20 protein-coding genes are annotated in these 23,784 nt (G+C 63.3%); 10 read left to right on the top strand and 10 right to left on the bottom strand.

Annotation, left to right across the window (positions count from 1 at the left end; all coding sequences use genetic code 11):
• Nucleotides 1–59: 59 nt before the first annotated feature.
• Together AC1DRE_RS02200 and AC1DRE_RS02195 are read left to right on the top strand one after the other, a co-directional pair.
• Nucleotides 60–1,010 carry a ComEA family DNA-binding protein gene (locus tag AC1DRE_RS02200; protein WP_476983139.1) on the top strand — a complete coding sequence of 317 codons (951 nt, stop codon included), beginning with the start codon at nucleotides 60–62 and terminating at the stop codon, nucleotides 1,008–1,010.
• 97 nt (nucleotides 1,011–1,107) lie between these two features.
• Nucleotides 1,108–2,277: a ComEC/Rec2 family competence protein gene (locus tag AC1DRE_RS02195; protein ID WP_476983138.1), complete on the top strand. Its 1,170-nt coding sequence runs from the start codon at nucleotides 1,108–1,110 to the stop codon at nucleotides 2,275–2,277.
• A gap of 1,094 nt (nucleotides 2,278–3,371) precedes the next feature.
• On the opposite strand, the gene AC1DRE_RS02190 is transcribed toward AC1DRE_RS02195, so the two are convergent.
• The 3 genes from AC1DRE_RS02190 to AC1DRE_RS02180 all read right to left on the bottom strand — a co-directional run bounded on the left by AC1DRE_RS02190 (nucleotide 3,372) and on the right by AC1DRE_RS02180 (nucleotide 4,733).
• Complete coding sequence (locus AC1DRE_RS02190; protein WP_476983137.1) at nucleotides 3,372–3,698, bottom strand: histone-like nucleoid-structuring protein Lsr2; 327 nt, start codon at nucleotides 3,696–3,698, stop codon at nucleotides 3,372–3,374.
• A 364-nt stretch (nucleotides 3,699–4,062) separates the two neighbouring features.
• Complete coding sequence (locus AC1DRE_RS02185) at nucleotides 4,063–4,401, bottom strand: hypothetical protein (protein WP_476983136.1); 339 nt, start codon at nucleotides 4,399–4,401, stop codon at nucleotides 4,063–4,065.
• Entirely contained in the window at nucleotides 4,338–4,733 is a 396-nt protein-coding gene (locus AC1DRE_RS02180; RefSeq protein WP_476983135.1) for a hypothetical protein, read from the bottom strand. The genes AC1DRE_RS02185 and AC1DRE_RS02180 overlap by 64 nt, the downstream gene beginning before the upstream one ends.
• Before the next feature lie 134 nt (nucleotides 4,734–4,867).
• Between AC1DRE_RS02180 and AC1DRE_RS02175 the strand changes: the two genes are divergently transcribed.
• A complete protein-coding gene (locus AC1DRE_RS02175) occupies nucleotides 4,868–5,122 on the top strand; it encodes a helix-turn-helix domain-containing protein (protein ID WP_476983134.1) in 255 nt (84 codons plus the stop codon).
• A 383-nt stretch (nucleotides 5,123–5,505) separates the two neighbouring features.
• Nucleotides 5,506–7,116, top strand: a complete 1,611-nt coding sequence (locus AC1DRE_RS02170; protein ID WP_476983133.1) for an SHOCT domain-containing protein — start codon at nucleotides 5,506–5,508, stop codon at nucleotides 7,114–7,116.
• 1,261 nt (nucleotides 7,117–8,377) lie between these two features.
• Here AC1DRE_RS02170 and AC1DRE_RS02165 read toward each other — a convergent pair.
• Complete coding sequence (locus tag AC1DRE_RS02165; protein WP_476983132.1) at nucleotides 8,378–9,487, bottom strand: hypothetical protein; 1,110 nt, start codon at nucleotides 9,485–9,487, stop codon at nucleotides 8,378–8,380.
• Nucleotides 9,484–9,984: a hypothetical protein gene (locus AC1DRE_RS02160; RefSeq protein WP_476983131.1), complete on the bottom strand. Its 501-nt coding sequence runs from the start codon at nucleotides 9,982–9,984 to the stop codon at nucleotides 9,484–9,486. Before AC1DRE_RS02160 ends, AC1DRE_RS02165 begins: the two co-directional genes overlap by 4 nt.
• Before the next feature lie 229 nt (nucleotides 9,985–10,213).
• On the opposite strand from AC1DRE_RS02160, the gene AC1DRE_RS02155 reads away from it, so the two are divergent.
• The 4 genes from AC1DRE_RS02155 to AC1DRE_RS02140 all read left to right on the top strand — a co-directional run bounded on the left by AC1DRE_RS02155 (nucleotide 10,214) and on the right by AC1DRE_RS02140 (nucleotide 12,625).
• Nucleotides 10,214–10,678 (top strand): recombinase family protein, encoded by a 465-nt coding sequence (locus AC1DRE_RS02155; protein WP_476983130.1) that lies wholly within the window; start codon nucleotides 10,214–10,216, stop codon nucleotides 10,676–10,678.
• 118 nt (nucleotides 10,679–10,796) lie between these two features.
• A complete protein-coding gene (locus AC1DRE_RS02150; RefSeq protein ID WP_476983129.1) occupies nucleotides 10,797–11,360 on the top strand; it encodes a recombinase family protein in 564 nt (187 codons plus the stop codon).
• Between the two features lie 187 nt (nucleotides 11,361–11,547).
• Nucleotides 11,548–11,964, top strand: coding sequence for a hypothetical protein (locus AC1DRE_RS02145; RefSeq protein ID WP_476983128.1), 417 nt, complete (start codon nucleotides 11,548–11,550; stop codon nucleotides 11,962–11,964).
• A gap of 157 nt (nucleotides 11,965–12,121) precedes the next feature.
• The gene (locus tag AC1DRE_RS02140) at nucleotides 12,122–12,625 is read left to right on the top strand and encodes a hypothetical protein (protein WP_476983127.1); all 504 of its coding nucleotides are present in this window, start codon (nucleotides 12,122–12,124) and stop codon (nucleotides 12,623–12,625) included.
• A gap of 65 nt (nucleotides 12,626–12,690) precedes the next feature.
• Here the strand turns inward: AC1DRE_RS02140 and AC1DRE_RS02135 are convergent, their stop codons facing one another.
• The 5 genes from AC1DRE_RS02135 to AC1DRE_RS02115 all read right to left on the bottom strand — a co-directional run bounded on the left by AC1DRE_RS02135 (nucleotide 12,691) and on the right by AC1DRE_RS02115 (nucleotide 19,427).
• Entirely contained in the window at nucleotides 12,691–13,113 is a 423-nt protein-coding gene (locus AC1DRE_RS02135) for a hypothetical protein (protein ID WP_476983126.1), read from the bottom strand.
• 3 nt (nucleotides 13,114–13,116) lie between these two features.
• Nucleotides 13,117–16,479 carry a hypothetical protein gene (locus tag AC1DRE_RS02130; protein WP_476983125.1) on the bottom strand — a complete coding sequence of 1,121 codons (3,363 nt, stop codon included), beginning with the start codon at nucleotides 16,477–16,479 and terminating at the stop codon, nucleotides 13,117–13,119.
• Nucleotides 16,480–16,514: 35 nt separating this feature from the next.
• Nucleotides 16,515–16,772 carry a helix-turn-helix transcriptional regulator gene (locus AC1DRE_RS02125; RefSeq protein WP_476983124.1) on the bottom strand — a complete coding sequence of 86 codons (258 nt, stop codon included), beginning with the start codon at nucleotides 16,770–16,772 and terminating at the stop codon, nucleotides 16,515–16,517.
• Nucleotides 16,773–17,031: 259 nt separating this feature from the next.
• Nucleotides 17,032–18,924: a relaxase/mobilization nuclease domain-containing protein gene (locus tag AC1DRE_RS02120; protein WP_476983123.1), complete on the bottom strand. Its 1,893-nt coding sequence runs from the start codon at nucleotides 18,922–18,924 to the stop codon at nucleotides 17,032–17,034.
• Nucleotides 18,925–18,929: 5 nt separating this feature from the next.
• Nucleotides 18,930–19,427: a hypothetical protein gene (locus AC1DRE_RS02115; protein WP_476983122.1), complete on the bottom strand. Its 498-nt coding sequence runs from the start codon at nucleotides 19,425–19,427 to the stop codon at nucleotides 18,930–18,932.
• A 946-nt stretch (nucleotides 19,428–20,373) separates the two neighbouring features.
• Between AC1DRE_RS02115 and AC1DRE_RS02110 the strand changes: the two genes are divergently transcribed.
• Together AC1DRE_RS02110 and AC1DRE_RS02105 are read left to right on the top strand one after the other, a co-directional pair.
• Nucleotides 20,374–21,993, top strand: a complete 1,620-nt coding sequence (locus AC1DRE_RS02110; RefSeq protein ID WP_476983121.1) for an ATP-dependent nuclease — start codon at nucleotides 20,374–20,376, stop codon at nucleotides 21,991–21,993.
• Entirely contained in the window at nucleotides 21,990–23,648 is a 1,659-nt protein-coding gene (locus AC1DRE_RS02105; protein WP_476983120.1) for a UvrD-helicase domain-containing protein, read from the top strand. Before AC1DRE_RS02110 ends, AC1DRE_RS02105 begins: the two co-directional genes overlap by 4 nt.
• Nucleotides 23,649–23,784: the final 136 nt, after the last annotated feature.

Raw genomic sequence — 23,784 nt, 5'->3', positions numbered from 1 at the left:
CTATCCACATACGCTCGGTCGCGCTGTCTGTTCCACGTGAGTTCTCCTAGCGTGGGGGTATGTCACGCCGGAACGCGGAAGCGGGAGAACCTGCCGCGGCCAGCCGTGCAAGGCGCCGCCTGACTGCTTCGCTGGGACCGGCCGGGAGCGCTGATGGCGCCGACGGGCGCGGGACCGGTGGCGCGGTATCCGGTCCGGGCCTTTTGGGGCACGGCAACGGGGCGGCGGGCGGGAACTCTTTTAGGTACGACGGCGGTGCGCGGCCTGCCCGTGACGAGGACGGCTCGCCTTCCGGCGGCGCGGCGCCCGGACCCTCAAGGTTCAGGTGGCGCACCGGAGTTCGTGTGGCCATGGTGGTGGGGGTACTGGGTCTTCTCCTTGGGGGCTGGTTCTGGTGGGACGTTGCCGCCGGCAGTCCCCAAGTAACTCCCCTGGGTGACGTCCGCAGTACGGAAGTGAGCGCGCAGCCGGACGACGCCACTGGTGCTCCGGAGGTAGTCCCCGGTGGACCGGCCAGCGGAGGCCAGGCCACGGGCGGCACACCCGGCGCGAAAATCGTGGTGCATGTCGCAGGCGCCGTCCGGAGGGCCGGCGTGGTCGAGTTGCCGCAGGGAAGCCGCGTCCACGACGCTATCGCGGCGGCCGGAGGCGGCACGGCGGAAGCGGACCTGAACCGTCTGAACCTGGCCGCTGTCCTCATCGACGGGCAGAAGATCTACGTTCCGGCGCATGGCGAGGTTGTGGATGGACCGGCCGGGGTCCCGGCCGCCGGTTCTTCAGCCGGCGAAGCAGCCTCCGGCGGGCCGGCGGCCGGCGCCAGGATCGACCTGAACTCGGCGTCGGTGGAAGAGCTGGGGGCCTTGCCGCGGGTGGGGCCCGTCCTTGCCCAGCGGATTGTCGACTGGCGCAAGGAGCACGGGCGGTTCAGCACAGTCGAGGAGCTCGACGCCGTGGACGGTGTGGGACCCAAAATGCTGGAAACGCTGCTGCCGCTCGTACGGGTGTCCTGAGATGGGCCGGCCCAGTCCGTGGCAGCGTTTTGTTGATTCGGCTGTCCGGGATAGCCCTCGAGTACCGGCGCAGGCCCCTGCAGGACCGCTTTCCGGTGTGCGCACCAACCCGGACGTCCAGTCCCCTGGCGTCCGGAGTATTGTGCCGCGTACAGCGGGAGGCTTACGGGCGCTGCTGGTGGCCGGTCTCCTTACTGCCCCTGCGGTCGGGCCACAGTCAGCGGGCAAGCAGGGTTCGGCCGGAGCCGGAACCGGAACCGGAACCGGAACCGCGGACAAGCCGACGCGCCGGACCGACCTGCGCCTGGCGCCGCCTGCCCTCCTCGCCTGGGCCGCCGCGGTCGCCGGCGTGTGGCTGCCGCTTCCGGCGCTGGGCCTGGTGATCGGCGGCCTGCTCCTGGGCGCGGCAGCACTGCTTGCCGTGATCCGACGCCGGTCCCGGACACAGTCCGGACCTGTGCCTCGGAGCTTCCGGACCACACTCAGCGTTGCACTGGTGCTGGCGGCAGCCGTCGCCTCCCACTCCGCGGTAGCCGCATCGCACAAGCACGGCGGGGCCCTGGCCGAGGCAGTCGCCTCGCGGTCCGCCGTCGTCATTGAACTGGAGGTCGCGGGACCGCCGCGACAGCTCAAGTCGCCGGGCCGTGCCGGGGCCGACCGCTGGGCAGTCCCGGCCACCGCGTCTACGATCATCGCCAGGGGTAACCTGATCCGCGGGGAAGCCCAGTTGCTGGTCATGGGCGGTGCCGATTGGCAGCGTGTGGTCCCCGGTCAGCGGATCCGGACAACCGGCAAGCTGCGGCCTCCCGAAAACGGCCAGACGCAGGCAGGAATCCTGTCCGCCAGTACCGGCCCGGACACCATGGTTGCCCCTTCGGGATGGCAGGAGGGACCGGCCGCACTCCGCGGCGGGTTTGCCGCCGCCGCGGAGTGGATCGGCGGAGATGCCAGGGGCCTGTTACCCGGCATGGTGACGGGTGACACCAGCTTCTTGGATGAACAGCTTCAAACCGCCATGAAGACCGTCGGAATGACCCACCTGACTGCAGTCAGCGGCGTGACCGTTAGGTTACGAGGTGGGTGCTTACCTCTAGCCCTCGAAACCTTCGGAGTGCGGTCGATGAGACCCGATTCCGTTACGCCGACCACTGCGAGATCCCAACCGATCTACCATGCCTGCTGCTCGCAAAGGCGCAGATGTCGCTGTCACTCGCCGACTGTGCCCGGGAGGCTAAGGAAGACGGTGCATAGCCCGGTTCACGGGTAACCGACAGGGAATTGGCCTTTGAAATCGCCATTGACTGTCTGAGGCTCCGTCCTGGGACCGGTCGTGGCTGAGGTGGGCTGGAAGCCCGAGGACGGGCCGAAGCTGGCCACCGAGGCCGGGCCGCCTTGATACGGAGCTCTACGACGACACGGGCGGCGCGACCAAAAAGGTGCCCGTCGGATTCGTCGGGCCGCACCACCTCGTCCCGAACCAGTCGAAGAACTAAGAGCAGCCCTGCAGAGAACGGGGAGCCTGCCGCGGCAAAGAAAATCAGCCCGCGCCTGACGGCAACGGACTGATCATGATGGTCCGAGTCTACGTCACCGCAGCATCCTGCCGGCGTACGGGTCGGAGGATTCCGAGCGTAGCGCCCATGGCCTGCAGTACAGGGTCTGCCGGCTGACGCCGAATTCCCCACTGCCTATGTATGATTCTGGTCCAATCGCAAGCTCGTATCAGCGCCGGTCTAGATCGCCCTCGAGAGCGGCTAGACGCTCTCGGTCTCGACGGATCGCAGTGGCGGCCGCGACAGTGGCCCCCGAGCGAATCGCCTCCGGCGGGATCGGCCGCATTGCGATTGCTTTGGCAGCGGCCCGAGAAATACTCTGACCCTCTTGACCTTTGCGCTCCATGAGATCAATTCTAAGTGTGGTCGCCTCCCACTGTCTGCCTCTGAGCAAGACGGTGGAGTGCCATTTGCAGTGGCTCCCTGATAAGTGCGCTCAACGTATGGAAAAGAGGAGCCCTCGCGTGACGCGCTGGGCCTAACCGAGAGTCCCGAACTAAGTCATCCCGTACAAGGCGGCCTGATGGCCGTCCGGTACGACGACGAGTTCCGGTCCCTGTTTGCCATGGCGAATGCGGAAAAGAGCTTCGACAGCTTCCTGCAGTCCCACGAGTACCGTCAAGCACATAGACAACATGGACTAATAGCGTGAAATCAGATTCCGGGAGCACGAATAGATTCAACTACAGGAACACCATGTATTCCCTGCCGTTTTTCCTGGTTTGGCTCACTCTGGCCGGGAAGTTTACGTTGGAGATAGTCAATACCAGCCAATGGCCCCCCATATTCGGCTGGTACTGTCTGTTGCTCAGTGTGCTGCCTGGTACTTTTCGAGAATCTCCTGCTGGATACGACCACGGGTGTTCACCTTGAGCCCGTTATCCAAAGCCCACGTCCGAACTGCTTTGGTATCCACCCCGGAACCGCCGGCTTTACGTCCCGCCGGACGTCCACGGCCGCCGGATATCCTGCGGCCGGCATTGGCAAAGCGTTCCAAGGCTGACCGCAGCTCGCTGGCGTGAGCCTCATTCAGGTCAATTTCATATTCCGACCCGTCCAGGCCGAACGTGATGGTTTCATTGGCTTCCGAACCGTCAAGGTCATCGGAAAGAATTACTACTGTTTTCTGGGCCATAAATTAAGGCTATCAGTTTATCGAGGGAGTGAACGCACTATCTGCCAGGGTGCTCCAGAAGCTGAAGCTACCGGCTCAAAAATGGCCCTGCAATCACAGGGCACCTCACCTTGTAGGGAACGGACATAAGACGCTGATGTCGAATTCCAGCTGTTCCGCTCTGCAACCGCACCATATTGCGTGGGATCAAGGCGACAATATCACTGATCTCCTCGGCCAAGTCCGTGCTTAGACGGTAACCATCGGCTTTACGGGTCAGGAATTTGATCGCAGCAGTCTTGCGTCTGACCTTCGTGGTCTCCTTCAACCGTTCGTGGTATGAGATCAGTTCAAGCGCCAGTTCCTTCTTCCGGCCGCCAAAGTCCTATTCGTACTCATACACTTTTTCGGCGATCCTGCGGTTTGCCAAGGGAAAAACATATGCGCTCAAAAGGGCGGGATGTGAGTCGCCGAGGCCCGCATCGGCGAGAATGCGCGGAGCGAGAATGCCACGCTTGTTTCGGGACTCGGCACGGTATTCCGGAGAATCAACCAGGGCTGCGGCCGCATCGGCAATAAACCGGCGCTCGCTCTCCAGGTTTTCCTGATGCTCGGCGTCTTCACCGGCCTCGGACTCCGACTGCGCCGCATACAGCTCGCTCAGGAAAGAGTCAGTCCATTCCGTTTGCGCGTGCCAAACATAGCCAAGGCCTGGGCGACCCATGTTATCGAGACACCCTCCGTGGAACCATCGTGCGGTTGGGCGCGGGCAACAACCTGCTGCACTGCGTCAGTCAGGTCCTCGTCATCACCGACCAGCTCGGCCACAATCCCCTTCAGATCGAAAGGCACTGCACTGACACTGACAAATGACGCTCCTACCCGGGCAGCAACAGGCACCACTTCGCTGGCAGAAAGTTGTTGTCCGTCCAGCGCGACGTAATTTTCACCTTCGAACTTCGCCCCCGGAAGAAACAACAGACCTGCCTCGTCGGCCTGGGTTGGAATACTGGCGGCAATAGCGGTCAATTCGGCCGATGTGTAGGTGAAAGTCATGGTCAAATACTAAGAGACGCGTCAGACACTATTTTCTGATGCAGACAGTTAGCGTATGGCATCCTCAGCCATATCCTTTTCCATTTCCCTATGGCAGGGAATGCCCGCAGCGAGGCGACATATATGATGGCCCGGTGTCTGATGAAGCAAACCAGCCCCGTTTTCTGACCCTGGCCCAGGTCGCCGACGAGTTGAACGTGAAGCAAAGCCTCGTTCAAGGTCTTATCAGGACGGGGGAGTTGCGTGCTTTTCAGGTCGGTGGAAGGGGCATGTGGCGCATTGGCCGTCAGGACGTTGAAGACTACATCGCTCAGGCCTACCAGCGCACCGCTGATCGCGTCGCGGCTGGTGATCTCGAAGATGGGGCTGAATCCGAGGATCAAGAGTAGCTAGTCCTCTCGACCTGGCAGTCAGAGACTCGCACGGGTCCAGCGGCGGTCTTGTTCTCCCAGTAAGCAATAGCCCGAGGCCTCCGGGCATTTGAGTCCACGCGTTCCCGCAATTCCCGCGCGGCCTTCCGCGGGTTTACTACGTCAGGCAAAGTGGTGGTGATTTATGCGCAGTGCAACTCAGCGGGAAAATTGGCCCGGAGGACATGGGAAGAGGCCTTCACACGTTCAGCTCATGAAGAAAGGTACTCCAACTCGGTTGGCACGATAATCCACTTCGGATGCTATCTGTTAGGGGTTTGCTACAACCTTCGCTTATCCTCATACCTAATGGCTGCAGCCGCTTGCACGCCCACCCCGTTCCCACACTGAAAGTCTGGTACATGGAGGAAATTCAGCAACAGGGCGGCCCCGCCTCAGCACCAGCACCAGCACATGCGGTTTACCCTTGCAGCTCTCACACCCGGTGGGTTGTCTATACGACTCACTTGGCTGTGGAGTTCGGCGAACCGGACGTTCCAACTCTTGAGATCTGGCTCAATGACCTTCGTAGCATCGATTACAGGGAACCAAGCCTGACTGCGGGTGGTTTTGCAGAAATAATCTCAGCGGAAGGTGCGACTGGAACCTGGGCAAAGGCTCTGACCTTCCCCTTACACGCCGATCCCACGCTAAAAAAGCAACGCCAAGTCTTTTTCCACACTCTGACCGCCGCCGCTCCGCATGTCATTATTCAACCGATGGATCGCTCACGTGCCAAAGATCTTTCACGACAGCTCACTGCGGATAGAAACCGGGCAGCTATGGTGGCTGCCGCGAACAAAAAAGCTGAACTCATGGCTCAGCAGCAGGACGCCGCCGCGGCGGAAGCGAAAAGGGTCAATAATCGCAATCTGCAAAAGGCCATCCGTGAGTCCACCGCTGCAGCCGACCTTAAGCGGTCACTAAGACGTCCGGACGGAACCCAAGCGCCGGAACCGACTGCAATCATCGGCTCCGTTCACGCCGCCCACCTCCGCCTTTATCCTGACGCAATTGTGCTGGTTACTTCGGCCCAATCCGGTGCAGTGCGAGAAGAGATACATCTGGCCCTGAACACCCTGATCGCTTTGCAATGGAGCAAATCCGAAGAGGGACGCGGCTACCTTCGATTCCACGAGGTCGGATCCGAAATGGACCGCAATGACCCCGACGACCCTGACGTTGTACGTTGCTCCCCTGAGGAGCTGCAACGGTCCCTTAGAAAAATAGAAGAACTTTACCCCAGCATTACCATCAGGGAGAGCCCCCATTTCGGTCAGATCAAGTCCGTTTTGGCGAGTGCAGGCCGGGACAAGAAAAAGAAGGTCCAGGCCGCTCTCAACTTCATCGCGGGATTCTCGGAAGCCGAATGCCTCATCGGAACCAACGGCCATGTTATAGCCTTGGATTCCATCCGCAACAGACTTTGTGTCTTAGACCTGGACGGCGAGACCTATCGTGTTTACCGAGCTGCTGACCTACAGTCGGTCGAGGTCTTTGAAGACAGCAAGACATTGACCCGCCACCGGAAAGACGGTCGCGGTGGCCGCGCCCTGGCTACAGCGGGCTTTCTCGTTGGTGATGCCGGTTCACTGCTGGTGGGACTGACGGCGGCTAAGGCCGCCAAGTCGAAGGACCAAGTGCATGAGCTCACGCTTCGAATTGAACTAGCAGACCCAAAGCTCCCGATTTACGACGTCCAACTCTTCAAATCACCAAACTCGCCGCTGAAAATGGGCAGCGCGCTTCACGGTGGACTTTCAACTCAGGCCCGCACTTGGGCTTCGTTGCTCACTGCGCTCATCCGCTACGCCGAATCACAGGAAGCCGCAGCCGCCACGACGCAGGCAGTGCCCCCCGGCACACCTCCTCGATCTGTCGTCGACGAACTTTCTCAGCTCGCAGGCTTACACTCCTCCGGCCATCTCACGGACGCCGAATTTGCGGCCATGAAAGCTCGGCTGATCGGCTGAAAGCATTTCTTGCAGGCCAGCCGCTCTGGGTCGTTGGCGAGGAATGCGACTGATGGAAACACGCGCTGAGTACGACCAGGGCTTCTGCAATCGCCTGCTGCTGATAATCACAAGAGACAAATGGCTCCGATCCGACTGAATCGGTCAGACGCCACCCCATCGCTTTAGGAAGAGGCGGTCATCTAACGCCGCACAGCGGAGCGTATTATTGCCGGCGCATTCGTGTCCTTCGAAAGTCGCTGAACGCGGCCAGTCAGATGCTGTGCCCATCACTTCGCCATCTCACGCGATCGAGATCTCCCCGTCATTAAAGGGGGCTCATCGGGAACCCGGTATGTTGTGGCCGTTGAGCACGGTGCTTCCTCCGGCCCATCGGGTCCCGCACGTAGGGCACACGATGTGCCACTCATCCGTGCCGGGGAACTCGATCATCGAGCCGATGTTCTGGCCGCTGGACGGGCACCAACTTTTCGTGCCTTCCTCCGTTTGAAGGATCGTTTCCTGAATCCTGCATAGGTCCGCACCGTCGCTGTTGCTTGTCATGGTAAGAAACGTACTCCGGGCTTCGGACATTTAGATGCATGTCGGGCCAGGAGGCAGGGCAGGCTGAACCGCGAACCTTCGGCTTGCGACATGCTCTGGCGGCGGAAATCGGCGGGCATAATCTTGTTGTACTTCCAAAGGGAGGGTCATCCAGATCGCTGCAACGCCTGTCCAGAAGTCGGCCCAGCACTCGTCTTCGGTGGGTCGCGCTACCGGACCAGGACCGCCAGTGCTGACGTTGTGTTGCTTATGACTGCGAGAAGGCATGAACGCCACCTGAGTACGTGCCGCTTACGAGTGTTGCCATGTCAGCACTTTATGGCATGAGCAGTATTCCGTAGTCATGTATTCCTGCTTGAAGCCTTGACGAATGGGCCTCCACAAACGAGCGTCTGTGACTCACTTCTGGCGGCCGGTCCATACCCCTGTCGTAATGCTGTGACTGGCGGCGATAAATGGCGGTTCGCGGCGCTATTTGGCGCACGGGGCACGCCAGTGCAAGTCTTCACCGGCCAACTCAGACCACACAGGACTTCAGTAAAGCAGGAGAGAAGCTCGCGACGTCAGGACGCCGAACTACAGAGAGGAATAGACTTGATTTTAACGAGGTCCGGGAACCACACGTCGTATACCGCTATGCCGACCTCACACGGCCGGTCAGGTCCTCAGGATCAAGTCTAGCCTTCAACAGTCCCAGACACGGCACCAAGCGCCCGTGTTAGTTATTCCAAGTTAGATGTTGAAAGGGTTCCAGAATTTTTGTTAGCGGCTCCCCGATTTTCCCCAAGCCCTCAAAAATTTTGCCCAGGTTTTCAATGGCACCCACTATACGATGCGGATTATCCAGATCGTCTAATTCACCCTGAATTTTTCGCTGGATATCAGCCCCGATGCTCGGGTCCAGATGCTCGAACAGTTCCTTCCTCAATCGAATGATATCCTTAGCATCAAGGCCATTATTCTGCGTCTGCCGACTATTTACAGTATTATAGCCGAAGTTCTGACTGCTCACATTACCGTGAATAACAAAGCTAACGTCGGGGCTGCCACTGTCGCTACTTTTGCGTTCTTCTTTGCTCATAACATATTTCCTTAGTCCCGTGCCTCTGACCATAATAATTTGGTCTTCCCATAACTTGCGGTCTTTTCCGTATGATATTTGAATGTGTCCTTCTGACTCAAACCTTTTAAGGATAATTCTTGCCCTTGCCACAGGACACCCTGATACCTTGGCGACCATTGCAAGCGAGACCGAATTATCGCTGGAAGCATCCGTGAGGTTTAGTACCGCATCCACCACCGTATGCTCGTAATTCTTTCGACTACCGTTTGACATGTACTTCATGTCTTCCGCGGCCTTCAGCAGTTCCGAATGCTCATCCTCCAGCAACTTCTGCTGAGCTTGCTCCAAGGACATTTGCCGTTCAAATGCATTCAGCTCATCCTCATATGCATACGTACTGGATAGCCCCGAAGCCCACCCCATCGAGACAGTAGCCCCCGGCAGGAACAAGCACGCGACACCCATGATCGGATCATGCATATCGAGCGCGAGGACTACAAGGGCGAGCAGCAAGACGGCTGAGATGAAGAGCAATGCGAGTCTGCTAATTCGTTTCCCCATAATCTTGGCAGCGACGAAGGATCCCTGGACTGTCGCTGCCGTCACTGCTATTAGGACCAGCCACATAACCTCGTAGCGGCCATAAGCAGCTGCATTACCCCCGATTCGACCCATATAAAATGCAAACAGTAAAACCACGCCCCAGCCGGCTATTCTAAACGTCCACAAATATCTTGTGCTGCGACGTGCGTGCGTTTCACTCATCCATTTGTTCCGCTCGGCGAGGGCGTTGCGCCAGCCGGTGCAGGCTTCTTAATAGCGCCCTGACATGTTATCTCTGTCTGTCCCGGTGCCATCGATTTATTAACATTCTCATCACCCATTATCACTGCACAGCTAAGCGGCCTGTTGTCATCCGATGCCCTTACAAGCTTCAGTGTCACAGTCGGTTCTAGACCCTCGATATCAAACTTGGTCTCCCATGGCACGGAGACAGACAGCTCACTCGTTTGATGAGCGACCTGATTTTTTGCAGGGCTAGGTAGGGAATAGGCGTACGTGACTTTGACGATTGCAGGATCGCCATGGATCTGCAGCTGGACTGAATGGTGGGTCTCGTTGTGCTGGGCGATTAATCCCGCGACAATGAGAACTGCTACCACTAACGCGATGATGATCTTCTCCGCAAGGCTAGCTTTCGCTTTCGGGACGGATTTAGTCGAGGAGGTGCCCGCGTCGTCCTGGGATGTGTTCGAGCTCAATCTAAACATCCTTTCTCTGGCCATATGGTGAGCCTGAGCTTGGGAGCTACCCTATTCCGGGATCAGGATTCTGCTCCCGTTTCTGAGAAAAATTTTCACTAGAAGTCACCTCTTTCGAGCTTTGTGACCTCTCTACCGCCCAGGCCTGCCCGGTGAGAATGGCCTTAGGCGTGGGGACGGAGCCCCCTCCAGGCCTTAGGTAGTGCGGTTCTCCTTTGCATGACCGGCGGTGATTTCCCGAGGTGTGGCCTTCCTCGACCACGGATTCCCTGCTACGCAATGCGAGCGACGCGGACTTGGAAAAGCCCTAGCCGCCTGCCGCACCGGTGACGCACCTGTGGTGACCAAGCTTGACCGCCTCGCTCGATCGCTGCCCGACGCCAGAGACATCGCCGACGAACTCACGCGCATAGGGGTTGCCCTCAACCTTGGGGGCAGCGTATACGACCCTCACGATCCGGTAGGCAAACTGCTCTTCAATGTCTTGGGCATGGTCGCTGAGTTCGAAGCAGACCTCATTCGTGCCAGGACGCGAGAAGGAATGGCCGTGGCGAAAGCCAAGGGCCGGCTGCGAGGGAAGCAACCAAATCTCTCGAAAGCCCAAGAGGCGCACCTCGTTAACCCGCGAGTCACAACGCAGGACACGCCGACATCATCGGTCTCTCAGAAGTGGTTTGTCGCAAACGCTGGATAAAATGAGAGACAAGGTCGACGAGGCGTCGACCCCGGGCTTGTTCAACACTGACAGTCTTGAGCCCTGAGCTCCCAGACGCCGAACATCGGAGCTCTCCACCGAAAGATCGTGGAGAGACATGGACATCGGCTATGCGGGCGTCTCGCGCAGCGACCAGATTCTGGACCGCCAACTCAATGAGCTTCAGGATGCTGGCTGCGAACGGATTTTCACCGAGAAGGCCTCAGGCAGCAAGGACTTTAAGCGACCCGAGTTCGATCTCTGCCTCCGGATGCTTCGCCCAGGCGATCGGCTCGTTGTCACCGAGCTCTCGCGTCTCGGTCGGCACACCGGCGAACTCGCGAACCTCGACGAGGCGCTGCAAGAGCGCGGTGTCGGTCTCCGGATCCTCAATCTCGATCTCGACACCACGACGCCTTCGGGCAAGCTGATCTTCACCGTCATCGCCGCAGTGGCACAGATGGAGCGCGAACTCCTCATCGAACGGACCCGATCCGGTCTCGCCGCTGCCCGTGCCCAGGGGCGAGTCGGCGGTCGCAGGCGCACGGTTACCGACAAGCAAATCGCCAAGGCACAAGCCCTTTACGACGAACACCGGTTCACGATGGCTGAGATCGCGCGACTCTGCGAGACCAGTCCCGCGACGCTCTGCAGGTACCTGAACATTGGAGCCAACCAGTGACGGTCGTGCTCGGGCGCTTCAGTCCAGCTGGGCGGGGCCGGGTGGGTGAGATGAGGGGCACGTCCAGTCTGTGGACTGCGACGGTGCCCCGCCAGGCGCTGGACCAGATGTTCAGGGCTGCACGCGCGCCGCCGCACACAACGCACGAAGGAGGCGATCGCACACACACGAACTGAAGGAGAACACCATGCGCAACGCCAGTACCAAGTCTAAGAAAACTATTGCCTGTTGTGCCGCCGCCATCGGTTTGGCCGCCGGCCTCGTCGCCTGTTCCGGAGGACCGGGACCCAGCGGCGAGTACTACAACGACGAGGGACGGCTCGTCGTCCAGGGCGACTCGGTCGCCTTCTACCCCTTCGGCTGCTCCGACTCGGAGCGGGGCGTGGTTGTCATCGAGACCGATCCGAGCGCTGAAGGTCAGATCTCCGGGGACGGCTCTCACGTCCTCTGGAACTCTGACGACGAGCACCTCGGAAGCGACCGAATCAGTGGATCCACTTCCATCGACATCAGCAGGTCGGGCGACGCGCTGAAGCTCGGCGACTACGACTTCGCCGCCATGGACGCGGACGAAGCACTGAGCGTCTACGAGGGGATGTGCTGACGACTGGCTGGAGGCGCTTCGACGTCCAGCGCGCGTGCGGGAGCGTCTCCGCCGGACATCGGCGGGCGGAGCCCGCCCGGGGGAGGGCTTGGAGGGGCCCGGCGTCGAGACGGGTCCTCTCCAACCTCGACATCCCTCGGCACGAACGGAGTTCAAAATGCACGACGACCTTTCCAGCGACGAGTTCCACGGCTTCCATGAGGCTGAGCGGCTCATGAGCCACCACCGGTCACGGGCTCGAATCCGCGAGCGGCTCGGCTGCACCGATTTCCTCGGCGACGAGGATGTCGCCGCCGTCCACGTCGAGATCATTACGCGCGCCGACCGCGCCCTGATGTCGGCCTTCGACCATGCCGGACGGCAGCTGCGCGGCGACACGCTCTACGTCGACGACCCTAGCCAGCGCCTCGACGTCGTGCCCGAGTTCGACCACGACTACACCGGGATGGCCGTGCCCGACGGTTCCGACCTCGCGGAGGCTGTCTGCAGGGAGGACGGCTGGGTCGTCGACATGGAGGCCCTGCGGGAGTACGACCTCGTCGAGGACCGCCGGACCACCCAGCGGGCCGTGTTCCTGGCGCACCTTGGAGACATGATGAACGACGGGCGCGCACGGGGGTTCGTGCTCGGCCGGTTCGGCGATTCCGAGTCATCCTCATAGATTTCATGCGAGAGAAGCCCACCCCGCCACGCGGCGGGGTGGGCTTCTTTTTCCTCACTGCTCGTCTACTCGTCCGACATGGCCGGCGTCGCGTTCAAAGCCCCCTTCCGACGACGGAGCCTCGCGGCGATGAGGACGGCCACGACCGTCCCGGAGACTGCGGCGTTCAGGACCAGGAAGCCGCCCAAGCCCAGCCGGAACGGCAGCAGCCCGTTGCTTCCCGACGTCGTCCACACCAGCATCGCGATGAGTGCCAGCGCGCCGACGAAGCCGTAGACGAAGCCCTCGCCGTCGAGGCGGCTGAGCTGCTCGGGATCACGGCGATTACGCACGGCGAAAACGGCGCGGTGCGGGAGCAGCGCAGGGGCGACGAGAAGGAGAGCTGCGGTCGCATCCTTTTTGATCGCGGAGCCCCACCAGCGCCGGGAGCGCCACCAGCCGGTCGGGAAGTCTGCCCGGGCCTGGGCACGGATGGCGTTGATCTTCATCTCTTACTCCTTCGGTTCGCGCTTGTGGTTGATTACGGCAGACGGCACCGGCCGCCCGGCCCGCGGCTTGGCCGGGGCCGCGCCCCGTCCGGACTTCGGATCCGGCTGCGTCGGTGCGACCGAGCCGGGCGGCCGCTGAGCCGACCCCGATGCGATCGAGCGGTCGACCTTCTCCCGCCGCTGTCCCTGCTGCGGACGCTGACCCGCAGGTTTGGGCTGCCCTTGCTGAGCCGGATCAGTGACGGCCCGACGCCTGCTCGAGGCCGGAGCCTGAGCAGTCCAGGGATCGTGCTCGGGAATCGGATGCGTCGTGCGGGACCCTGGGGCAGCGCTGTGCCCCGGGGTCCCGGCGTGATCCTGGTTGAGCTGGGTGGCACCGCCGGTGCCAGGCATGCCAGCGACGAACCGCGCGCCCTTCGGCTGCTGGCCGTCCTGGCCCGAGGATGCCGGAGCGCTCTGGCCGCCGATGCCGAAGTGCGTAGAGTTCGACCCGCTGGCGATCGCCTTGCGGCCGTTGCTTGCGCGCTCAGCTGGCTCAGCGCTGGGCCGACTGCTGCTGCGCTGGCCCAGCTGCTTCATGCCCGAAGTGCCCTGCGCCCCGCCAAGGCCGAAGCTGGTCTGGCCGCCGGTCTTGCCCGAGGGCGAGGAATGGCCCCGGCCATTAGTGCCAGACTGCGCGCTTTCGCTGTGGTTGGACTGCCCGTTCGTGCGTCCACGGGAGCCCGGCTGCTCGCCCGTGCTGTAGCCGAGATTCGTCAAGCCGCCCTTGCTGCTCAGGCTCTGAGCGGTTTCCTTGTCGGAGCGTGAACTGCCCGCCTTGCCGCTGGTGAGCTGCAGAGGGCCGCCCCTCGCCTCGTCAGTGCCGCCGTTCGAGTCAGCAGGCAGGGCACGGGCATCGCTGCCCTTAATCGCTCGATCATCCTGCCTACCTCCACGGGGTGCTTCACCAACTTGGCTGCCATCGCGGCCGCCGGGGCCGATCGCAAGCGTCTGGCCGGCGGCAGGAAGGCTCTGCTGACCGTTGAGCCCTCCGGCGTTCGTCGACGCGTTCTTGCCGCCGCCCGCGTTGCCGCCGGTCTTCGGTAACTTCGAGCCGCCGCTAAGCTTCCCGCCGAGGCCCGAGGCGAGCTTCTGCCCGGCCGCAGCGCCAGCACCGGTTCCCAGCGCATGCGCCGGCGACGGCATCGCCCCAGCCTTGTTCGCCCTGGACGGAGTACTGGTCTCGAGGAACTTGTCCACCAGCTTGGTGAAGACCTCGTCCATCGCCTGCAGCACGACCTTGCGCACCCGCAGGAGGGCAACAGTCACACCCACGATCACCAGCGAGGAGACGATCGTCAGGAGCACCACGACGATGCCGCCGAGCGCCGGACTGCCGAAGAGGCCGTTCGGGTCCATCAGGGACGACAAAGGACCGGCGATGATGTCAGGAATCGAGATCAGGAACTCCGACACGAACTGGTAGATGAACAGCGTGACGATGACCTCGAGGATGAGCGCGACCGAGTAGACCACCACCTTCGCGATCGCCGAGAGGGCTCCGAGCGTTGCGAACGGGATCGCCGCCACGAGGCTGAAGGTCCGCTTGACCGCGCCCGCGAGCATCCCGGTCGCGTACCAGAATCCCAAGAGGGCGATGCAGCCGAGGACCGTCGCGGCATTCTGCCAGTACATGAACTTCGCCGGGCCTGTGCCGACCTGGCTGACCGCCATGTGGTCTTCGCGGGTCAGGCCGCTGGTGACGTTGTTCGAGGAGTACATGGTCAGCGAGTCGGAACCGAACCCGGTGTTCAGGTAGTTGTATGCCGACAGCGCCGACAGGTTGCACGAGGCGAGGTTCCCGTCAGCGTCCAGGACGCTGAACCCGCAGCCCTGCTTGTTGCCTGGGGTCGTGAACGTCGTCGAGCTCCCGCCAGGGTTTGAAGAGGTCAGGCCCTGGCCATTGACCGCCAGCACCGGGTGCTCATTCGGCGCGGGCCCGCCCTGCTCGCCGAACCCCTCGACGTCGCCGTAGGACTTGTCGTCGACGAACCACTCCTTCTTATCACCGTCGGCCACGTCCAGGTCCGTGATCGCGCTCTTGATGCCCGACTCGAAGTCCGAAGCGGACGTGATCTGACCGGAAATGTACCTGTTCAGGACGCCGAAGGTCGAGAACACAGCCTGGACGTCGTCTCCCGCGGAGCCGCCGACGTCGACGGTGCCTGCGCGCCATGCGGCCTCGGCGTCGCTCGTCTTCGTGCCGATTGAGATGCCGCTGAACTCGCGATTAGCCTCTGCGTTGACCGCCAGTGCGCTGTTCCGGACCGACATCATGGACTCGGAACCCGCCTGCCCGTCCTCCCACGAGATCGACGCCTGGTCGGGTATGGCCAGCCGGTCGTTCATCATCCAGGCCTCGAAGTCGACGTAGGTGGAGAGCACCACCCGGGTCGGCCCCGCGTGCTGGCCGAGCAGCGAATCGTCGAACTTGTCGAGGACTCCGGTGTACATCGAGCCCAGCAGCGGCAGGCCCAGGCCGATGAAGACAACGCGAATGATCAACTTCTTGATCGCCGAGCCGCGGTCCATCTTCTTGAAGAGGACCAGCCCGATGATGAGGAATCCGATGAAGAGCGGGACCAGCGCCTCCCAGGCGATGGACTGCAGCAGCCCGTACCAGCTCGCGATCCAGTGCTGCAGGCCCGCCAGCGCACCGCCTCCGACGTCACCCCGGGTCATCCCGTCAGCGAGCTCCTGCTGGTGGGAGCCGTTGGTGTTCCCGCCGGAGTCCGCGACGCCGGCGACCGCCTGGTAGAACCACATGAACGGGTTGATCGCCTTGAGCACCTGGATGATCAGGAAGAACACCGTGCCCACGGCCAGCGCCAGGAGGTACAGCAGCCAGATCGCGCCGCCACCGATCATGGAGACGATCTGGCCACCGATGCCCGAGGACATCGTGTCCAGGCCAAGGTCGGCGTTTGCTGCTCCGAAGTGAGAGTAGTCGAGCATGCCCGCGTACGCGTTCCCGTCCTCGCCGCTGGACATACTGAGAGTGTCGTACGTAATCGTCTGCGTGGACCCCGTGGACTCGGCGAAGAGCCACCCGATTACGTTGCCGACGCTGAACTCGGGGTCGGCGTAGCCGAGCATGTCGCCGCCAGTGGCCGGGCTGCTCGTAATCGCGTCCCAGCCCTCGTGCAGGCCGTCGCCGCCGTCGGGCGAGTTCTTCTCCCCGAAGTAGGACGAGGCGTTCGAAGCGAGCTGGTAGAGCGAGTAGTTGTCGCGCTCGTCCTCGTTGTCCGCGTGCGCCGCGGACGGGAACGTCGTCATCAGCAGCGGCACGACGAGAGCGGCGAGGACGGCGACGCCGAGCAGTCGCACGAGTGAGAAGCGACCTCCTGCCCTGTTCGCGACGTTCATCGTGCCTCACCGCCGTCGGACGAGTCGACGAACTGCGCGTCCAGCCACGCGTCGAGGTCGGAGAGGTAGTAGCGGACCTCGCCGCCGACCTTCTGGAAGCGGGGGCCGTACCGGCGCATGCGCCACTTGCGCAGCGTGCCCTCGGCGATGCCGAGGTACAGCGCCGCCGATGCGGAGGTGGTGAAGTCGTGGCCGTCGGCGAGGGCTTCGTCGCGAATACGTTCGCGGACAGCGGTGATCGTGGGGGTGGCCAAGGCCAACTCCTTACGTGCTTGGATCTTCTTCAGATCCGAGCCCGGAGGAATACTCGGCCGCGCAGGCCATTACGCCCTTTAACGCTCCGCGCGAGCCGGTCCACTCCTTGGGAGGGGCCGATTGCTCGCGCCCGGCGGACTTCCTCATGGGAGGTCGCCCGTACGTCCGATTGTAGCCACTCGTAGACGGCGGTTCCAGGCTGTGGCGGCCAAGAAGGCCCGTTCAGACTCGGATACCAGCAAGAACTGGTCCGGCGAATCACCCGCCGTATTCGCGCGTCCGCTGCGATTCGTCGATCGCCGCAGCCCTCGCGGCAGTCTGTTGCTTCAAGTGCTCAAGGCGTTCGTGCCGGCGCGAGCCGTAGAGACCCGCCGCCCGATCCTCGCGCAGGCGCTTGATGTAGCCGGTCTCGAACCTGAGATCGGCCTCGGTCTCGCGGAGCCTATCGGCCGTGCCGCGCGCGTTGAAGGGATCGGCCTGGGCCTGCCGTCGGAGGCCGAGCAACCGGTCATCCAGCGCTTTCTTCCGTTCCACCGCGGCCTTGGCCTCCGCTCCCTGCTCCGTTCGCTTGACCAGGTACGCGTGCAACTCCCGGTCCACGTAGGGCTCGGCTCCCTTGAGGGTCAGCGAGCCGATGCCGATCGCGGACACCTCCTGCTCGAAGGCGATGCGCTCCTTTGGCGTCGAAGGGATGCTCCCGCGCCAGCGCTCCTCCAGCAGCACGAGCGCCTCGAAGCGCGCCTGCATCTTCGGTGACTTTGAACGCGCATCGCGGATCCGGGATCTGAACGCCGGCCCGGTCAGCACCGTCGTCTCAGAGCGCGGCGTCCGGGCCGCCGTGGCGAAGCGCTTGCGGTGGGGCTGGGTCGCCTCCTCGACCTTCGCCTCCGATGTGGCGAGGGCTGCGGTCGACGCGGCGTCCGCTTCTGCTCGCAGCCGCTCGAATTCGGCCTCGAACTCGCCGCCGTCTCGCCACTGCTGCATCAAGTGCGAAGCGTCCACATACTCCTGCTGGCGCTCGAGGGCGCAATGAAGATCCGCATTGCGCTGGACCGCGCCTTCGACGTCGCTGCGGCGGAAGCCCGCTCCGAGGCCCTTGCCGGAGCCTTCAAGACCGCCCCGACGGGTATGGGCGCGGGCGGGCTCCGCGAGCGAGCCGTCGGGCTGCTCGAGGAGCATGCCGTACCGCACGTCCTGGCCGCGCCGACTGATCGCGACGCCGTGGAACCTGCCAACCTCGGCGAGCTCGGCCCAATTCCGTGACCGCGGATCGTTGAGCGAGGCGGTGATGCGCGATTCGAGCACGATCTCAGAGAAAAGCTCCTTCGGGGGATCAAAGCCGAGCTCCCGGGCGGCGGCGCGGGTCTGCTCGTTCAGCAGGTAGCGTTCGTGCTCGCGCTGACGCTTGGCGTCGCGCTCCTGCGCCACGGACCATGCACCGTTCCGCTCCAGCTTCACGGAGTTCTCCGCCACGACGAGCCTGCGGGTGCGCTGGCTCTCGCTCAAGCCCTGCGGCATGACTGCCTCGGCATGCGCCCGGGCCCTGGCGACCCGGCGCTCGGCGTCCGCGACGATGGCCTGCATGTCCTCCCGCTGGGAGAAACCCTGCTCGGCCAGCACACGGTCGTGCGCAATCGCCAGGCGCGAGTGCGTGAGGACGTTGGTGTCGATACTCTTGCCGGTCCCAGGATGGACAGCGCCCACGATGATGTGGTTGTGGACGCATCCCGAGCGACCATTCACCTCTGTTGCGATCAGCGCGGGGTGGCCGGGGAAGCGGTCCTCGACCAACGCCCGACCGAGCTCCTGTGCCCTGGCCCACGACTGAGGATCGTCGGGGTCGAGCTCGTCGTGGCCGTAGCTCTGCACAAGGGCGTACGCCTGCACGAATTTGGCTTCGTAGACGGTGTTGCCCTTCGAGTTCTTCACGTTCACGGGAGCGCCGTCCTGGTCGCGGACCGTCTTCCCGCTCTCGTCCGTCAGGACCTTGGGGCGCACGCCGTCCTTGCCGTGGCGGGTCCGGATCATGGCAAGCTCGTGCTCGAACAGCGGTACCGAGGCGTTCACAGCCGAGACCGCGACGGGCTCCTTCAGTGCGTAGCGGGAGACCGCGCCGGCTGTGCGCGTCGACTGGGATGAGATCGTGGCCATCGTGCTCAGCCCCTCTCCCGGCCGGACTTCGCTCCCGCTGCGTCCGGCGCTCCGGTCACGAAGGCGACGAGGTGCTGCTCCATCCGGGTGACCGCCTGCTTCGACGCCTGCACGGCCTCGAATGCGGCACGGGCTTCGTCGACGGAGATGATCTCGCCGAAGTTGAGCTTGCGGGAAATGTTGTAGAGCGAGCCCTGCGAGTGCGACAGCCGGTTCCGACATTCGGTCAGCGCATCCCAGAGTTCGCGCGGCAGCTCGACAACGCCGGCAGCAGGCCACGCCTCCGGCTGGCCGGCAAGCAGAGAAGCTGCTTCGTAGCGGTCGCCCATGAGAGCGCGAACGGCGGTGGAGAAGTCGACCTTGCCGATGTCGACGCCGCGGCGACGAGCGATGGCCCGACGCACCTCCGCGACGGTCTCCGCGAAGGCGGCGTCGTAGCGGAGCGTGCTCCGCAACGGGAAACGCACCGGCTTTGGCCGACGCTTGGATTTGGCTGCACCCATCGGGCCAGCACCCCCTCGATCGATCCGTGGACATGGACGTCGACCCACTGCTGTCAAGCGGTGAGGACATCGATCGGAGATCGATTCGGGTTGCCTCTATCGTCCCACCCGTACACCCCAGTGGCAAACAGGAGGACCAGTTTGAAATGTCTGACGGATAACCCTCGCTGACGCTCGGCCCCGACCTTCGGCCGGAGACATTTCCTGGTCCATCGCCCTTCGGGCTCCGCAGGGAACTCGGCTCCGCACGGCCCCCACCCATCTGCGCGCTTCGCGCTTCGATGGGTCCCTGTGGGGCCGGCTCCGCCAGAGGGCCGTGAGCGAGGCTGCGGGCCTCGAGGAACCGCAGTAACAGGAGCCGTGACCACCTGGAACAGATGAGGGGTCGACCACAGCGCGGCAGGACTGGTCACATCGAGGTCCTGACCGGGTCCCGCCGAGGTCCCGGCAAAGCCAGACTGAGGACCGCAACTGGCCCACAGGGAGACCATCGGGGGACCGACGATCGCCGCTGGTTCGAAAGAGGTACCCCGCTGGTCTTCCAATGGGCTGCGCCGTGGCTCTTCGTGGACCGCCCCGGGGCGCATCCCGGGCGTAGTGAGACCCGCAGAAGGCCAGGGCTCGTCGAGGTCCCGTGCTGGTCCTCCGCTGGTCAAACTTGTGCCGTCCACAGACCCGAGCGAGACCCGAGGAAAACCTCTAAGGTGCCCGAGTGGATCCAGCAAAGATGCTGCGTCGGTTACGGGCTCTTGGAGGTCTCCATCAGGGCTCCGCAGGGTTCATGCAAGACGCGGTATAGCCCTCGGCGAGACCTCCAAAAGACCCACAGAAGACCTCGACCGTCGAGCCTCAGCTCGATCCGACGTGGTCGATGGTTGAATGGGATCCGTCAGACACATATCGGAGCAGCGCCTTCGCTCCAGAGCATGAGGGGGGCGATGCGGGTATGCGTCTGTCCAGGGTGGAGATCACCAATTACAGCCGGATCCAGGATCTTGATCTTGAGCTGCGCCGGCACGCGGTCATCGTCGGCGCGAACGACGTGGGCAAGTCCTCCATCCTGCGGATGCTGAACCTGCTTCTGGGGGCGACCACCGCTGGCCTCTACCAGGCGCTTGGACCCGGCGACCTGCGGAACCTTGAGCGCCCCCTGGTCGTCAACGCCATGTGGACGGGCTTTGCCGACGAGGACCGCCGTCTGTTCCCCGCGGAAATCAGCATCGGCGAGGACCACAGCACCGAGTACCTCTGGGTCCAGTTGGTCGTCGAGGCCGACGCCGAGGACGGCGAGACGGTCTCAATCCGCCGGTGGTTCCCGGAGAGTGGCCACGAACGGGCTCCCAACCGCGAGCAGCTGGAGGCCTTCGGCTGGCGCTACCTGAGAGCGACGCGGGGCGCGGCGATGATGGACGGCCCGCACAGCCCGGTCCGGACGCTGCTCGCGGCCGCAGACCTCGGCACGAACGAAGACCGCCTCAAGACGATCCTCGACCAGTTCAACCACGAGCTCGCAGGCAACAAGTCTGTCGGCGACCTTCTGGAACGCGTCGCAGGGCACCTCGGTCGTGCGATGCCCCGGGCCGTGGCAAAGGAGGACTTCTCCGTCCGGAGCGTGACCGACCCTTCGGACGATGTTCTCCAGGACGTGTCGATATTCCTCAACAGGGGCGGCGAGCAGGTCTCCCTGTCGGAGCAGTCCGACGGGGTTCGCCAGCTCATGTCCATGACGCTCTTCGACCTCGCTGAAGGCCAAGCAAATGTCCTGGCGATCGACGAGCCGGAGATCCACCTCCACCCGACCAGCCAGAGGACGGCCGCCGATCTCCTGAGCGGCGCGGGAAACCAGAAGATCATCGTCACCCACTCTCCGTACATCCTCCACCGGTTCGAGCCGTCGGAGGTCATCTCAGTGGATCGGCACGGCATGTGCCGTCAAATCAGTGCCGAAAAGCTATCCCGCGTCGAAAAGGTGCGAGCACATTGGTGGTCGCCCAGGTTGCTGGAAGCGCTGACCGCGCGCTTCGTCGTCGTGGTGGAGGGAGAAGCGGACCGGGTCATCGTGGAGGCAGTCGCACAGAAGCTGGGTATCGACCTCGACCGGCTCGGAGCCGTGGTCCTCGTCCTCGACGGAGCCGACAAGTTCAAGAACGTTTTCCCGCTCCTCGGCCCCGATGGCTTCGGGCCGACCCTGCTCGGCCTCGTGGACGACCAGGAAAGCGGCCCATGGGTCAATTCATTCAAGGGCAAGCGGAATACGGTCGTCGACCACAAGGTCTTCATATCGTCCGAGGACCTCGAGGCTGAGTGCACCCGCGCATTGGGTGGGCCTGCCGCAGCCAGGGCCCTCATCGATGGGAAGTTCTGCCGGGAGGACGGGATCCTTCAGTCGACCGGGTTCGCCTCCGTCGACGAAGTCACCCCCGAAGCGGTGGCGCAATTCTGCCGGGACAAGGGCAAGGTCGAAGCGGCGACCTGCATCGCCGACGTGCTGACCGCCGAGACCGCCGAGAAGGTCGGCAGCGTGGCGCGGCTTGTGCGCAAGCTGGACGAGCTGAGCCGGCAATGAGCGGGTTCGAGCTCAGCACGGAGCAGCTGGAAGCTGCGACCTCCACGAACGACCATCTGCTGATCATTGCGCCGCCCGGCTGTGGCAAGACGGAGGTCCTGGCACATCGCGCCGCTCACCAGATCCAGCTCCTCGAGTTGAACCAGCGCGTCCTAGCGCTGACATTCACGAAGCGCGCCCGCTCGAACCTCGAGGAGCGCCTCCGCTCGGTGCTCGGGGGCGCGCGGGCTCGCCGGCAAGTCGTCGTCCGCAACCTCCACGGCTTTGCGGCGCAGATCGTCCTATCCCACGGCAGGACCATTGGCCTGGGCATGGAGAGCCTCGAACTTCCGAAAACGAGCACCATGCGACGTGCAATGGAGGCCGCTGGCGGTGGACAGGCAATGTACGACGCGGAGAAGATCCTCGCCGAGATCAAGAGGGGCCCCCTCTCGGATGCGGAGGTGCTGGAGGCTCTCGGACAGCGGGGACGGAGCGAGGCGGCCCTGCTGGCCGGGAAGGTCGAACGGTCGCGTCAGGAAGCAAACCAGCTGCACTACGACGACCTCCTCCGGCATGCGCAGCGGCTGCTGCGCATCCCAGCGGTCGCACGCCTCTACCAGGCGCACTTTGGAGCGGTCCTTGTCGACGAGTTCCAGGACCTGTCGCTGCAGCAGCTCGATCTGGCCCTGCTGGGCTGCACGGCGAGAAGGACGTTTGCCGGCGACCCACTTCAGGGCATCTTCTCCTGGGCCGGTGCTGCGCCCGCGGAGGTCGAGGCTGAGGTCAGCCGCACCTGCGGCGAGCCGGTCAGGCTCCGTGAGTCCTACCGCTCGTCTCCGAGGGTCCTGGAGATGGTCAGCTCCGTCAGCGAACAGGTGGATCCTGGATCCGCAATGGTCTCCGCGCGGCCGGAGGACTGGCCCGGAGGCGGGTGCTCCGCTGCCCTCGTGCTCCCAGACCGCGACGCCGAGGCAGACATGCTGCTGCGTCTGGCCGGCTCCATCCTGGAGCGGACTCCCCAGGCGTCCGTGGGCATCATCATCCGGAGCAGATGGCGCAACGAGCATATCCATGGCGCGTTCGACGATGAGAAGCCCTATCCCGTTCGTCGATGGGACCTTGCCGTGGACGATCCCGGGATCGTCGCACTCATCAAGTCAACCGTTGCCGCGATGCCGCGCGGAACCACGATCGCCGAGGCACGGCTCGCCGTTCTGGACGCCGTGGATCCGGCGGACGTCGACGCCCGTGAGCTTGTCGACGACGCGTTCGATGCGCTTGGGAAGCGCGAAGCTGGCACCGCGAGAGCAGCCGTGCGGACGATCAGCGCCGCCGACCCCCATCAGGCAGTGGGACCCGGCGTCCATCTGCTCAACGCGCACACAGGCAAGGGTCAACAGTTCGACTGGGTCTTCGTCGTCGGCCTCGAAGAGGGCCACCTTCCTGATCGGAGGAGCAGCGAAGGTGAAGCTCTCGTGGAAGAGCAGCGGGTGCTGCTGGTCATGCTCTCGAGGGCGCGGCATGGACTGGTCGTCACGAGGTCCCGGACGAATGAGGGGCGCTACGGGCCGTACGCTGCGAAGCAGAGCCGCTGGTGGTCCGGTGTCCAGGCGCAGTGGGCAACAGCAGACGAGGTTGAGGCGCATCTGGAAAAGGCTCTGTCGGCTGGGTAACGCTGGAGCGCGGTAGTTACGTAAGCTCCCGGAACCCGCAGCGAGCGGCCGGCGGGCACCGCGCTGAGCGGGTGGCCCCGGGGCGCGGTCGCCGTAGAGGACGGCTTCGCTCTTGAACATCTCTTCTCCTTCGTCC

It is taken from the genome of Arthrobacter sp. P4_H3 (genome assembly GCF_056400885.1).
This window is presented reverse-complemented; position numbering and strand designations above follow the sequence as displayed.